Genomic DNA, 14,484 nt, shown 5'->3' with positions numbered 1-14,484 from the left:
ACAGAAGTTTGTTATAATTGTTTTGTAAGGAGCTGATGTCAAAATGAACAAAAGTGATTGCATCTTTTGTAAAATTATTGCCCAAGAAATTCCGAGCAAGAAAATTTATGAAAATAATCTTGTTTACGCCTTTTTAGACTTATTCCCCAATAGTGATGGCCATACTCTAATAATTCCGAAAAAACACTTTGATTATTATAGTGAAACAGACGATGAATATTTAGCAGCTGTTGCAACAGTTGGCAAAAAAATTGCCCAAAAAATGTATCAAGTTTTAAACCCTGTTGGAATCAATTATGTTAGTAATGAAAAAAGTGAAGCTTTTCAACAAGTTTTCCATTATCATCTACATGTTATTCCGAAATATAAAAAGGAAGAAGGTTATGGTTTTAAACTGAATGTTGATAAAGAAAAATTACGCGACCTTGACGAAATCAAAGATCTTTTAACCTTAAAATAAAAAAAGTATTTTATAAAATACTTTTTTTATTTTTTACTACTTAAGAAATCATATACCGCCTGATAGTTTGGTTCATTACCAACGGGATTAACAACTTCAAGATATTCAACGATATTATTTTCGTTTAAAATAATTACAGCTCGTGGCAAAATTTGTGAATCAGTAAAAACTAATCCTGATTTTGCCCCAAAGTCTCGATAATTATAATCCGAAATTAAGAAATGCGCTTCATCTTTAAATGATTCACAGCATCTTTCTTGGGCAAATGGTAAATCTCTTGAAATTGTAATTAAACGAGCATTTTGATAATCCTTCATACTTTCATTAAATTTAACTGTTTGTGTATAACAAACACTAGTATCAATACTTGGTATTGACGAAATAACTTTATATTTTGCGCTAACATCATCGATATGAAAATCACTCATATCGCCATTTGTGGCTTTAAATTCTAATTTATCACCAACTTTAATAATATCTTGTTTAATATGTGAAAATACATCACCATCTAATTTAAATGCTCCCATCGTTCTGGTCCTCCTCTTTTTTTAAAATCGTTTCTTCATTGTTGACGAGGTGTGCACCATCGCCATTAATAATCATACTATTATTTTTAGTAACAGTAAATTCAGCTTCAATAATATTTTGTTCAAAATAATCATTATTTTGATAAGTATCACTTAGTTTAATTACCCGCTGGTTGGTTGAACCAATTAAGCGGCGTTTTTTGTCTAGTTTTTCAATAATAAATGGTCCATCAATTAAGATATCAATTTTAGCTAAAATTGCCGGGTGTTTTTCTTGTAATAGCTCGTATAAAAAGCCAGAAAAAACAATCACTGTTAAATTGTTTGCTTGACACAACGTCACTAATTCCAATAATGCCCGGGGTTGAATAAATGGCTCGCCGCCCAAAATTGTAATTCCTTCAATCTGAAAGCGTTCTTGGGCATCCTTAATTGCTTTAAAAAGGTCACTCACTTCCATCACATTCCGATTAATTAAAGGAATCATCTCTTGGTTACTGCATCCTTTACAATTAATAATGCATCCTTGCATTCATAGGGCAAAACGGTTTCCCGGACCTTCAATTGTTGTAAAAGAAACAAAGCGATTAAAATTAATTAAATTACTCATTTTTTTATTTTAAATTATACTCAATTTGGTGACCATTAGCTTGGGCCAAAATTGTTTGACCTGCTTTAAAACTAGTTTGATTGGCAAATATAAAGGAGCTTAACCCATCAACAACATGCTTTTCAATACTATTTAATAAATCACGCCCCCCTTTTTTATCATCAGCATCTTGAATAATAATTGGTAAAATTTGTTCCAACTGAAGGAATTCTAATTTAACCTTATATTTTTCTCAAACAGCCACTTGAATTGGACGTAATTTTTGAGTAATCAATTTTGCTTTAAAACTAATATCTTTAATAAAATTAAACGGAATAATATTATTACCAATTCGCCCTAATAACTCTGGTCGTCTTAATTCGGTACGAAAATGATCCGAAACTTTTTGAATAAACTGTTTTTCAATTTCTAAGAATGGCAAACTATCATCAACTTCGCTTGCCCCAATATTTGAAGTAAAAATAATAAAGGAATCCGAAAAACTAACAGTTTGGCCCTTATTATCTGTTAAACGCCCATCTTCTAAAATTTGTAAAAACTTATCTAAAATTCGAGGATGCGCTTTTTCAATTTCATCAAATAATAAAACACTAAAAGGTTTTTCTTTAATGGCATTAGTTAATTGTCCACCTTCTTCATAACCAACATAACCTGGTGGAGCTCCAATTAATTTTTGATCACTAGCTTCTTGGTTATATTCTGACATATCAAAACGAATACAGTTTTTTTCATCACCAAATAAAAACTTTGCTAATGCTTTTGCTAATTCAGTTTTCCCAACCCCCGTTGGACCAACAAAAAATAAGGTTCCCTTGGGTTTTGTTCGTTTGGAAGAGTATTGAACCCCAGACAACCCTGTAAAGGCTTTATAAACAACATTTTTGACTTTAACAATTGCATGGTCTTGCCCAATAACGCGTTTTTTCAATTCTGTTTCAATTGTTGCTAATTTTTCATAATTCATTTCTTCTCATGGTGAAACTTTATCCCCATATTGATAAGAGTTTAATAATTTTTCAAACGGTAAGCGTTCATTAATATTGTTTGAGAATTTAATTAATTGATAAACTTCTTTCAAAGTTCATCCCTCCATAGTATCATAAATATCTTGTAATTTTAAAAGATCTGTACTTAAATCTTCAGTAATCTTAAAAAAGCTCTTATTTGTTAAAATAAATTTTTCGCGTTCTTCGCGATTTGGTTTCGTTAATGTAATTGTTGTAACATCTGGATTATGTAAATAAAATGATGTTGGTAACTTGCCAACGCTATTAGTAATAAAAATAATTGCCGTATCAAAATCAACTATTTCTGATTGATCAAATTTTTTATCCCGAAAAGCTTTACTTAAAGAAATCAAGTTAACACGTTCTTCTTCACTTAATGCTTGCTCATTTGAAAATAAATAATCTGAAAAATCAGCAACAAAAGCAACTTTTTTTGGACTTGGTGTTAACATATTACGGCGAACAATCGCAAAAAACTCGGCTAAAGTTAAAAATTGCCCCGTTGGTTCATTATTTTTCTCATTAGCGTTATTAATTAATTCTTGACCAAAATCATAAGCTTCGCCTTCTTGACTTTTTTGCTCTGATTCAGCAGTTAAAGTTAAGTTTTTAATGTTTCCCCCCGATAAACCATCAATTCGATCTCACGTAAAAATATCATTAAAGCCTTTTTCTTTTAATAATGCACGTAACCTATCTTTTAAACCAACATAAGTGTTATTTGCTTGATAAATGTCATTAACATTTCCTTCAAGAATAACACAACGTTTAATCCCAATCTGATTTTTTAATTTATCTAAATTACTTTTAACACTCATTAATATTCTCCCTCTAATCATTACTTTGATTTTAATTTTTTTAAAATAAAAGTAGGAACTGATTCTCAAAATAATTAATCGCAATATAAACTATTATACTATTTATTTCCCGTAAATTATTTAAAATGTTCTTCTCCCTGTATATTCTAAAAAATTGCTATTACAGCGATAAATTTTCTTTAAAAAGAAAACAAGAACTAAAGCTTTATTGGTATAATTTAAGCATAAAAACTATGTTCTCTATTTAAAACTTTAAGGTTTTAATTACTTTTTTAACATTTTAAAAATAAAATAATATATTTTGAAGGGAAATCTTATATATGAAAAAGTTACTACATCTTTTTTCAACATTGCTAATGATAACCCCATTAGTTAGTGCTCATATTAACCTATGAAAAAATAATGAAAATCTTCAATCTCCTAATTGACAGAAAAGAAGTCTGCATGGAAAAAAACAATAATTTCACAGAACTGGCAATTAATATCACCAATTTATCTCAATCATTCTCGAAAAAAACAATTTTTACTAACATGAATCTTGCGATTCCGAAAGGAAGTTTTTATGGAATTTTAGGTCATAATGGGGCTGGAAAAACAACATTGATTAAAACTATTCTTGGTGCATTTCCCCATCAAAAGGGAAGCATTCATATCAACGGATTAGACAATACCAATCCTTTATCAAGACAAAAAATTGGTTATACTCCAGAAAAAACTGTTTTCTTATCTAAAATTTATCTTTTTGATTATCTTAAAATGTGATGTATATTAGAACAAGATAAAATTGAAAAAGAAGAAATTAAGGATATGATTGATTTTTTTAAGTTAAAACCATTTCAATCTTTAAATACTTTATCAACAGGAATGGCCAAAAAGGTAGTTTTAGCACAATGTTTTTTATCAAAACATGATATTTATATCTTAGATGAACCAACAGACGGTTTAGATGCTGTAACCCGTAAAATTATAATTGATTTATTAGTTAGCTTACATAAGAATGGTAAGACAATTATTATTATTATTACCCACATTCTTAACGAATTTGCCAATTATATCGATCATTTTATTATTTTAGATCATGGCCAAATTATTGCTCAAAAAGAAAAAAAGAATACTGCAATCTGAGACATTCAAGCTGAATATGAGAAATATTATGCCCTTGATAAAGCAAGTGTTTATCAAAAAATAAAGGAAATGAGTGAAGAATAATGCGAATCTTAAAAATGGACTTCTTTCTCCTTAAAAGGGCAATCAGTTTTTGAGTAACATTAATAATCCTAATTATTTTATCAATAAGTATTTTTTTAACTGGGGCAATTACTTTTAATAAAGATGCAAAAAATATTGACTTGTTTTTTATTTCATATCTATTTTTTGCGGTAAATTTTTTTGTTTTTCCATTTTTATTTCTTGGTAACCTTAATATTATCATCTTTAATCGCCCCATCTTAGAATCATCATTTCTCTTAATAACAACAAAGCCTTTTAGTCGCACTAGTATTATTCTTCAAAAACTATTAATTAATTTAATTACTTTGATTTTCTACTATACTATTATTTTTAGCATTACGACAATATTTTATTTGCTAATAACATCATGAACACATACCTTAGTTTTTTTAAAACTCTATGGCGTTGGCATCTTAATTTCTTTTATCTCATTACCATTATTTTTATTTATTATCATTATTGCTAGTCATTTTTTGAAAGAAAGTGTTATTACTTTAATAACATTATTTTTAGCAATCATTGTTTTAATAACACCTTGACTGATGGCAGCAAAAAATATCAAGCATTATTTTTCAACTGCAGATCATAATGTCATCAATATCATTAAAGAACATGAACATCCCGCAATTAATCTTTTTAAAACTAATGAGACATATACTAACATTTATCATGCAATTAATAAAAATGATGGGAACGAATTTCATCAAATTATAAACAAATATCTGGAAAAAAATAATTATCAAAAAATATTGCACAGTGGTCTTTTTTCCGAGGCAATCGACTTCAATGACTTAAAAAGAACACTACTTTTTGATGTTAACCAAGATGTAACAGTAATTCAACCACAAAGTCCCTTGGAAAATGTCCAAATTATCCTTTCCAAACAGTTTTCTACAAAAATTAAAATCTATCAAATGTTCTACCAGCAAGATATAGTCGGAATAGACCCTAGTATTACTAAAAATCCGATTCTATGAAGTTATCGCTATAGTTGGCAATTTCAAAAAAAGATGTTTATGGAAATTAAGAAAAAACATGCCCTTAATACTGAAGTAATAATCACTAGTATTTTCCAGCAACTCCACAATGCCCCAGGTCATAGTCTATTCATTAATTTTTCAGAATATATTGATAACTATAAAAAAGTGGCTGAAAATAATAAATATAAGACTGGGATTCTTGCTCTTAATTTATTTAGTCAATATACTTTAGCTGCTGCGAAATTAATTGATGACAATAACTTTTATCATATTTGAGGTTATTCTAATTTTTTTAACAATGAATTTAATTGATATAAACTAGACGGAATAATATATAATATAAACTGAAATAACACTATATATACTCGTCCAACTTGACCGTTAGTTTTCCCATTGACAATTATCTTCATCTTCCCAGCAATTGGATTATATTATTTTTTACAACGCTGTAAATACAAATAATTATTATCTTATTTCTTTTTTGTTTTACTATCAATTTGCATTTTTGCTTGATTCATTATTTTATCCGGGTTTAAATAAGTCTTCTTCATTTCTTTTGATAAAGACACATCATACATCGATAGATCATTAACAAATGGTTGTTCATCAACATCATGAGCATGACCTTCGTAACCTTCAAATTTATAAGTGAACCGCCCATCAAGATATACTTTAAAAATTGCTTCTTCACCAGTCACTTTTTTGGCATAAACAATGACCAAACTATCATCATTTTCTTTTGTAATTCGAATATCGTTATTATCAACAATAAAACCACGCTTTTGAATTGCTTGTAAAATCGCCGCAATTGCATGTTTGCGCGCTGATTCATCTAATTGCTGACTAATAATTTTAGTTTGTAAATCTAATGCTTTCTGATTTAAAGCATTCGTATCATTAACACTCGTTTGGCTAAATTCTTCTAACATTGGTGCTAATTCAGCATTAATAAATTTATCATCGCCAATTTGGGTTTTAAAACTACTAAGATACTGATTTTTCATAAAGTCGACCGAAGTACGGTAATTATTAATTTCCTCTTGAACAAGATCAGAAATTGTTGTTGGATCTAAATTAGCAAGTCGACTTTTGTTTGTTTTAAAAAAATTCATAATAAAAGCTTTTGAGACATTATCATCAAACATTGCTAATAAGTCTTGCTCTAATGTTTGATAATTCAAATTAACACGATTTTTTAAATTTACTAACCGTTGTTTTGTTTCATCCTCAATCACTTTTACTTTTAACACTTCAATTTTTTGTTGAATTTCTGCTAACCGTAATGTTTTTTGTTCCAAGAAAAAGTTAACTTGTTTTGCTAATTCTAATTCAACATGTTTAACCTTTTGAAATTCTGCCACCAACGGATTAGTTTCTAAATCAACAAGAATTTGATTTAATTCTTGCAAATACTGTTCAATTGCTTGGCAATTTAACCCACTAGCATCAATATTTTTTAGTTGCTGTAACAATAATTGTAAATTCTCTTTCACAAAATTAATATTTAAACTTAATCTTTCAATTTTTTGTTGGTAATTATACATTACCTGTTCAACACTCATACTCATTAGTTTAACACCTCTTCTATTTCTATTTGTAGTTTTTTTAATGCCTCTCGGTTTTTATTATCATTTTGTTCATCGCGGGCTTTTTCACAATATAAATATAATCGTAGTTCATAATATAATGACATAATTTGCTTATACTTATTTTTGTCAAAAAGATCTTTACAAACAAATAATTTTTCATTAATTCCTTTCAAGCGTTGGTCCTTTGACTTTAACATAGTGGTAATTCTTTCTTCCATCCTATTTATTAAATATAGCGCAGCTTTATCAAAATAGCAAAAATCAAGGTACTCTTGAAATTTTGACTCAGAGTTAAACATATCTTTAAATTTAATAGTTTTATATATCACTTCTAATTGTGATAAAGACCTTAATAATTCAATTGTTAAATCAGCACCATAATTAATATTTTTAAAACGATCACGAATAGTTGCAATTTTGACTCAAATTTCTTGTCAATGACGTTGTAAACCACTTGTTTCGCGTTTTTTCATTGCATTAAAATACTTTAAATACTCTTCGGCATACCCATACAAATTAACTAATAGAGTAATATTCTTACTTAAATTTGTGGTTGTAATTTCTTCAAATAATTCCCGATGTAAATTATCATTATTAAGGGCAAACAAAAATTTAGTTAAAATAGCAAATAAATTTTGATTTCAAATTTTTTCAACAATTGTTGAACTCGCAATATTAGTTAATTCTAATAATTGCTTTAATGTAACATTATCTGAATGATAAAGTTCTTGTAACATATTTAAAACTTCTTTATCTGATAATAAATTATTATCTGTTAAAACTTGGTATCCCTTCACAATATTTTGTTGTTCTTTTGCTTGTTGCTTCATTACAGTAATTAAAAGCAAATGCATTTTTGTAAAATAATTTGGTTTTAAAACAAAATTAGTTAAAATTTGTTCACACTTGTATAAAAGGGAAATCTTATTTTGAACATCACTAGTACTAATATTTTTAAAATATTATCAAAAGCATTTTCATTTTGATTTAGAAGATCAATTAAATAACAATAAATGAAAAGATCATTAACTTTATTACTATGAATTGTTTCATAAATATTTTCTTGGTCTTTTTTTAATAAAGTTTGCAAACTTTGTAAAATTTTCTTAAATAAAAGTCTACTATAGTCTGGTAAAAACTTTTGTGCCGTTATAATCTGACGATTTAACATTATTAATTCTGTTGGTTGTAGCATATAACATTCAGTTTCATTTTTATCATTAACAAATAATGTTAAAAAATGATCATGAATCGGACAAGTTGTTTTACTTAAATAAAAAATTGGAATTGAACCAGTTAAATCACTTAGTTCAGTACTCTGTTCTGCATTGACAAAAATAATACAACGAACATCATTATCAAAATAATATTTATGATTTAAAACTGCTTTTGGATTAACATTCGCGGCATTAATAACTAAAAACTGCGGGTTTATTAATGTAGAAGTAATATGACGAGGGTCTTGTTGATAGTCACTTTCCAATGTATTTGGCGCTATTTTTTGAATATTTAAATTAAAATCAGTTGTTAAGTCTTTCGTCATTGCTGTTAAAAAATAATCTAAGATTTTTGTTCGTAAATTAATATTATTATCAATAACTTCTTGTAGGTTTTTATCATTCATAACTTGCATTTTAATATCTTTAAAAGTTGTTAAAGTTAGGACAACTTCCTTTGTTTCATAAAAATCAGTTAATAATTTATTAATTTGGTCACTGTTATGTTTAATTTCTTCTTGTTTCTTTCGAATTGTAGTAAATGTTGTATCATTATTAAACATATTATATTTATTGGGTTTAGTCTTATATTCTTCTAACAAATTAAATAAATCATCTCCAGTAATGTTTGACTCATATTCAGGAAAAATAATTAAGTCATTATTATTAATTTTTTCTATTAACATTAAATGTTCATTATTAATATATCGTTGATTAGTGAAAATATCAAAAACAAAATCAATTGTTGCCTCACGGTTATTGTTTTTACTTAGTAAATAACCTTTTTCCAGCGCTTGTAAGGCCTCTTTTGAAATATAAAAAATGCCAATTGCTCGATCAATTCACTCTTGCTCTGCATAACTATTAGCTAAATAATTTAATGATCCTTGCGAATTAATTTCAATTGTATTTTCTTTTTCAATTAAATCCTTTAAACATTCAGCGTAAATTTTAAGGTTAAAAACTTGTAATTCCTCACGTAAAATATTAGCTAATGATTTTTCTTTATCGGGATAATTAGCAATAGCATTTAAAATCACATACTGAAAAAAAGCTGGTCGTTTTGGAGTTTGATAACCAACAATTGTTGATAATTTTTTTCAGTTTTTATAGACTTTAACTATTCCTAATTTCATTTTTTACCTCTCACTTCTATGATAACAAATCTTTTGCATATCAAATAAGACCATAATTATCAATAATTCGTAAAATTTCATAATATGCTTTAATTGTTGTTGTGACATTCGGATTAATAATTGTTGGAATCTCAACATCAATATTAGCAAAGAAATTAATTGCTCCAATAATAATTAGCATATTCTTTGCCCGTGAAAAAGCAACATTTAATCGCTCATATTTTTTAATAAATTCCTTATTAGCACTCAGTTGTTTTTGGGGATTACGAACAGTATTGACAATAACAATTTCGGTTTCACGTCCTTGATAATCATCAACAGTTGAAACATCAACTTTAATATTTTTAAATTTTAAATTACTAATAGCTTTTCGTAGTTTTTTTACATGCAATCCATAAAAACTAATCACTGCCACTTTTGGCTGTTTTTTTAATTTAGTTGTTAAATTACTATATCCTTTTTCAATTAACTGCAGTGTTTCAATTGTTAAATTAATTTCTAACCAATTAAAAAGACTAGTACTACCACTTTCACCTTGCTCATAAACAAAATTTTGGTGCTCATCTTTTGTTGAATCAATTCAATAAATCGCCTTTTTACTGTCAAAAATTTTTAGCCCTTGGTTATTTTCAACAGTAACATAATGTTGCTTCTCATTATTTTGATTGACTTGATCACCTAACTGTAACTGATTTTCATAAAAAACATTGACAATTCGCATAATGTCCTCATGACTACGATATTGATTAACTAAAATTTCTTTAACTGAATCATCACATTTTGAAATAATTTTTTTAAACATTGAATTAGTTACTAACTCTAAGAAATCATTGTAACTATAATTTTCATTATAAATATCGTTGATCAAAGCAACATCTTCTTCTCGATATGGCATAATTGGTGGTAACTGACGATAATCGCCAACTAAAACAACAGCTTTTCCATATACTAATGGCATAAAAATTTCCATTGGCGTTAATTTACTTACCTCATCAATCACAACAACGTCAAATCCAAATTTTTTAATATCAATATCCGCAATATTATAATCTTGTAAAATCTTATTTTTACTTTGAGCATATGACTGATTAGAAGTTGCGGTCATTGCGACAACATTAACACTATCTTGTAGAAACTGATTAGCATAGTTCACAGTATCACGTTCCATTGCTGGAGTAAAACGATCATTTTGAATTCCTTCTTGATTTAAAAAAACGGCAATATTATAATTTTTATCTAAGAAAGTAATCATATTGGTAACAAAACTACCCTTTGTTTCTTTCTCATTAATAATAGTTTTCATATCATGGTCAATACTATTAATAACCTTATCAATTTCATTAATTGTTGCCGTAATATCTTTTACGATTAAGTTTAAGTTAAAAATATGATTAATACTATTAACAATATTTTCAATTTCAACTTTTAAAGTATTGATGCGACTACTTAATGTTGCAAGTTCTATTTCTAAATATGATATTTCTTGTTCATTTTTATTAACATTAATCTGACTTATTAATTTTTCATTATTATTAATTTGTTCGACATACTGTCCTCTTAACTTCTCAAGGTCCTTTTTAAATTGCTGCTGTCGATTTTGATAAATAGCATTTTCTTGTTTTAATGAAAGTTGCTGTTTTAATTCCATGATTTCATTTTGTAGCGTTTGAAATTCTTCAAGTCAAACATCATCACGAAACTCTTTATTAACATTTTTTAATTCTATTAACTTTTGTTCTTTTTTTGTTAATAATGGATCATTAGTCCCCACTGTTGTTAATAATTGTTGATAGATACTTATTAAAGAATATGATTCATCAAATTGAAAACCTAACTTTTCTTGAACTAAAGCACCAAAATGCTTATTAAATAATGTAACCAAATCTCCTGTTGTAGTAATCATCCCTTCTCAATTTAAATTACCTAAAAATTCGAACACATTATCAAGATTGTTAATTTCAACTTTTAATCTTCGATTACTAGTTTCATATTCTAATTTTTGGTTCCCTAATAATTCTTGCTCTGCAACTAACTCATTCACCTTTTGGGTTCAACTATTATAATCTTTAATTTCCTTTTCAAGCATCTTTGCTCGAGCTTTAAGACCTTGCAACTCATTTTTTTGATTTTCATAATCAGAATCAATGGCATCTCATTTTGTTAAGTACTGACGCATTAAATGTGAATAAATGAAGCGATAATTATTGAAAATTAATTTGTCTGGATTAAAATCATTAAAACGATTCTTTTTACGAACTTCTTCGCCCGTTAAACGTAACGGCACTAACATTGGTGTCTTATATAATCTTGTTAAAACATTATCAATCGCAGTATGATTTTGCGAAGACACCAAAACTTTTTTTCCCAGTTTAACATACTGATAGACTAATTCGGCAATAAACTCTGTTTTCCCTGTTCCCGGTGGTCCTTGTAATAAAAAAATGTCTTGTGAATTAAGTGCTTTAACTAGTGCTTTTTTTTGATTTAAATTCAAATTAGGAGAAGCAAAATGTAATTGCTCTAACGCGATCAAATGCTGCTGTGATTTTAATTTAACATCTTCAATATTAAAAATATAATTAATTAAATAAGGGTTAGCAACATCATTTTTACTAATTTTATCTAAAATGATATTGCTTCGACGAATTAACGTTGAATCTCCTTTGCCAATATAAGTTAAATAACCATAAGCAGGAATCATGTTATCTAATTCTTTGAATGGCGTATCATCCTCATTTTTTATTTCATAGAAACAATTAATAATTTGATATTTACTTAGATGATCAGCAACTAATTTAATTGTTTCTGGATCAATTTCTTTTTCTTTTGTGATATTATTTTCAATCATATATAATTTCATTAATTCTTTAACAACAGTAAGATTCGGCTTTTGATTATTTTTTGCTACTGTAATATTAAACCCTAAATCATAAATATCCGCACCATCTTGGGCATAACTATCACTAAAATTAAAGGTAAATAATGTTAACGGTGTCTCTTTTTGATATGTTCGATTAATCTGTAATCCAGTAATACTTAAATTATTTAATCCTCTTAGTACAAGATATTTATTAGAATCATCTAAAATTAATTCTAACTCAATAATAATTACTTCTTCAAAGGAAGCGTTAATTTTAATGTTTTTATTAACAAAATGTTTTTTATTAACATATCAAAAATTATGAGCTAAAAAGCGTTCATCATGTAAGGTCTCCATTGTTGGAACTGCTTTCGGAATTTTGACGTATTCTGTTAATTTTCGTGTTAAATATAAGCACGAATTATTCCGTTTATATTCTAAATTCTGGCTTTGAAATTGAAGGTATTGTAATCAGCGTTCTTTTTCTTCAGAAAAAGATGAAATTAAAAACTTCATATTGGCAAAAACATTTGAATCAAAAATAGTTCGTAACTTTGCGTCATCAAGACGAAAATTATCCGCCGTTTCTAAGACAACACCAGTTGCTGTTGTTTCAAATTCCTGTTTTTCTTTTTCCATTGCTGTCAAAAAAATGTTTTTAACATTAACAACCCCAATTTGGGGGTCAATATCACCAAGAATTGTTAATGACAAGTTTGGATCTAAAATATCATCAAATCCCGTAATTGATTTAAAACGAATTAAAATATCATAGAGTTCTTTTGTGCCTCCTGTTTTATCTTTTTTAATCTTTGCCTGATCATTAATTAAACTAACAAAAAAATCCGCAATATGAATATCCTTTTTTAAAAAAAGATCTAATCCATTCACTGTTGTAATATTTTTTAAGCGTAGGTTCTTAACATCATCATCAGTAAATTTACTTTTCGCATTTGTTAAAAAGTATAAATTTAATAATAAATTCTTGCCATTAAATTTATCTCCTTGAATTGTAAATTCTGTTAACGCCATTAAGTCACCCCTCTTATCCATATATAATTATACTAAACTTATACTAGATAACAATCAAAGCCATCAAAAACAATAAAAATATAAAAAAGAGGACATTTTTGTAATATCCTCTTGATAAAAATACCTATCTTTTTGAGTATTGTGGTGCTCTTCTTGCTCCGTGTAACCCGTATTTTTTACGTTCTTTAATACGCGCATCACGAGTTAGCATTCCCGCATGTCTTAATAAGGTTTTATAATCTTGTGAAGCTTCAACTAGTGCTCTTGCGATTCCTAATCTTGTTGCTCCCGCTTGTCCAGTAAAACCACCACCAGATACTTTAACACGAACATCAAATTCTGATTTTACACCAGTAATTTCTAAAGGTTGTTCCAAATCCTGCACTAATGTTGCATATGGGAAAAAGTCTAACGCTGGTTTCCCATTTACAACCACATTCCCTTTACCAGGAGTTAATACAACTTGCGCAACAGAAGATTTTCTTCTTCCTGTTCCACGATAAATAACTTCTTGTTTTTTTGCCATACTCGCTCCTTTTATTTATCAGTTAATTCTAACTTAATTGGTTGTTGTGCTTCATGTGGATGTTCGTTACCAGCATAAACAAATAAATTACGGAATAATTTGCTTCCTAATTTATTTTTTGGTAACATTCCTTTAATTGCGTGTTCAACTGGATAAATTGGTTTTTTAACTAGCATATCTTTTGCTATTGTGCGTTTTAAACCACCTGGGTGTTGTGAATGATGATAATAAATTTTACCCTTTAATTTATTTCCTGAAAAATTAACTTTATCAGCATTAAGAATAATAACATTATCACCACAATCAACATGAGGTGTATACGCTGGTTTATTTTTTCCTTTTAAGATCATTGCGACTTTACTTGCTAAACGTCCTAAAACTAGACCTTGAGCATCAATAACATATCATTTTTTTTCAACTTTTGCTGAATTCAAGATAGTAGTTTGTCTCATGTCACTGCCTCCTAACATTATTCCGTACCAGGGTCCAATG

General features: G+C 27.8%; 12 protein-coding genes. 3 read left to right on the top strand and 9 right to left on the bottom strand.

All coding sequences use genetic code 4. From position 1 onward, the window contains the following. The first annotated feature begins 43 nt into the window (after window positions 1-43). On the top strand, window positions 44-460 hold the full coding sequence (locus E7Y35_RS05175; protein ID WP_283271929.1) for an HIT family protein: 417 nt from the start codon (window positions 44-46) through the stop codon (window positions 458-460). 26 nt (window positions 461-486) lie between these two features. Here E7Y35_RS05175 and tpx read toward each other — a convergent pair whose 3' ends face one another. The 3 genes from tpx to E7Y35_RS05160 are packed head-to-tail and all read right to left on the bottom strand — an operon-like array spanning window position 487 to window position 3,422. Next, window positions 487-987, bottom strand: coding sequence for a thiol peroxidase (tpx, locus tag E7Y35_RS05170; RefSeq protein WP_283271928.1), 501 nt, complete (start codon window positions 985-987; stop codon window positions 487-489). Beyond that, window positions 974-1,597: a 4Fe-4S single cluster domain-containing protein gene (locus tag E7Y35_RS05165; RefSeq protein WP_283271927.1), complete on the bottom strand. Its 624-nt coding sequence runs from the start codon at window positions 1,595-1,597 to the stop codon at window positions 974-976. Before E7Y35_RS05165 ends, tpx begins: the two co-directional genes overlap by 14 nt. 4 nt (window positions 1,598-1,601) lie before the next feature. Next, window positions 1,602-3,422, bottom strand: coding sequence for an AAA family ATPase (locus E7Y35_RS05160; protein ID WP_283271926.1), 1,821 nt, complete (start codon window positions 3,420-3,422; stop codon window positions 1,602-1,604). 444 nt (window positions 3,423-3,866) lie between these two features. Between E7Y35_RS05160 and E7Y35_RS05155 the strand changes: the two genes are divergently transcribed. Both E7Y35_RS05155 and E7Y35_RS05150 read left to right on the top strand, forming a co-directional pair. Beyond that, window positions 3,867-4,631 (top strand): ATP-binding cassette domain-containing protein, encoded by a 765-nt coding sequence (locus tag E7Y35_RS05155; RefSeq protein ID WP_283271925.1) that lies wholly within the window; start codon window positions 3,867-3,869, stop codon window positions 4,629-4,631. After that, window positions 4,631-6,094 carry an ABC-2 transporter permease gene (locus E7Y35_RS05150; RefSeq protein ID WP_283271924.1) on the top strand — a complete coding sequence of 488 codons (1,464 nt, stop codon included), beginning with the start codon at window positions 4,631-4,633 and terminating at the stop codon, window positions 6,092-6,094. The genes E7Y35_RS05155 and E7Y35_RS05150 overlap by 1 nt, the downstream gene beginning before the upstream one ends. A gap of 8 nt (window positions 6,095-6,102) precedes the next feature. Here E7Y35_RS05150 and E7Y35_RS05145 read toward each other — a convergent pair whose 3' ends face one another. From E7Y35_RS05145 to rplM, 6 genes are all read right to left on the bottom strand, one after another. After that, window positions 6,103-7,194: a hypothetical protein gene (locus E7Y35_RS05145; RefSeq protein ID WP_283271923.1), complete on the bottom strand. Its 1,092-nt coding sequence runs from the start codon at window positions 7,192-7,194 to the stop codon at window positions 6,103-6,105. Between the two features lie 5 nt (window positions 7,195-7,199). Then, on the bottom strand, window positions 7,200-8,075 hold the full coding sequence (locus E7Y35_RS05140) for a hypothetical protein (protein ID WP_283271922.1): 876 nt from the start codon (window positions 8,073-8,075) through the stop codon (window positions 7,200-7,202). A gap of 35 nt (window positions 8,076-8,110) precedes the next feature. Then, window positions 8,111-9,574: a hypothetical protein gene (locus E7Y35_RS05135; RefSeq protein ID WP_283271921.1), complete on the bottom strand. Its 1,464-nt coding sequence runs from the start codon at window positions 9,572-9,574 to the stop codon at window positions 8,111-8,113. 16 nt (window positions 9,575-9,590) lie between these two features. Then, window positions 9,591-13,466 (bottom strand): AAA domain-containing protein, encoded by a 3,876-nt coding sequence (locus tag E7Y35_RS05130; RefSeq protein WP_283271920.1) that lies wholly within the window; start codon window positions 13,464-13,466, stop codon window positions 9,591-9,593. A gap of 124 nt (window positions 13,467-13,590) precedes the next feature. After that, window positions 13,591-13,992 carry a 30S ribosomal protein S9 gene (rpsI, locus tag E7Y35_RS05125; RefSeq protein WP_283271919.1) on the bottom strand — a complete coding sequence of 134 codons (402 nt, stop codon included), beginning with the start codon at window positions 13,990-13,992 and terminating at the stop codon, window positions 13,591-13,593. 11 nt (window positions 13,993-14,003) lie between these two features. Continuing rightward, window positions 14,004-14,444, bottom strand: coding sequence for a 50S ribosomal protein L13 (rplM, locus tag E7Y35_RS05120; protein ID WP_283271918.1), 441 nt, complete (start codon window positions 14,442-14,444; stop codon window positions 14,004-14,006). Window positions 14,445-14,484 lie beyond the last annotated feature (40 nt).

Origin of the sequence: Spiroplasma sp. SV19 (genome assembly GCF_030060925.1) — a bacterium.
Classification (GTDB): Bacteria; Bacillota_I; Bacilli_A; order Mycoplasmatales; family Mycoplasmataceae; genus Spiroplasma.
Note: the sequence above shows the minus strand (reverse complement) of the source record. Positions and strands in the feature narration are given on the sequence as shown.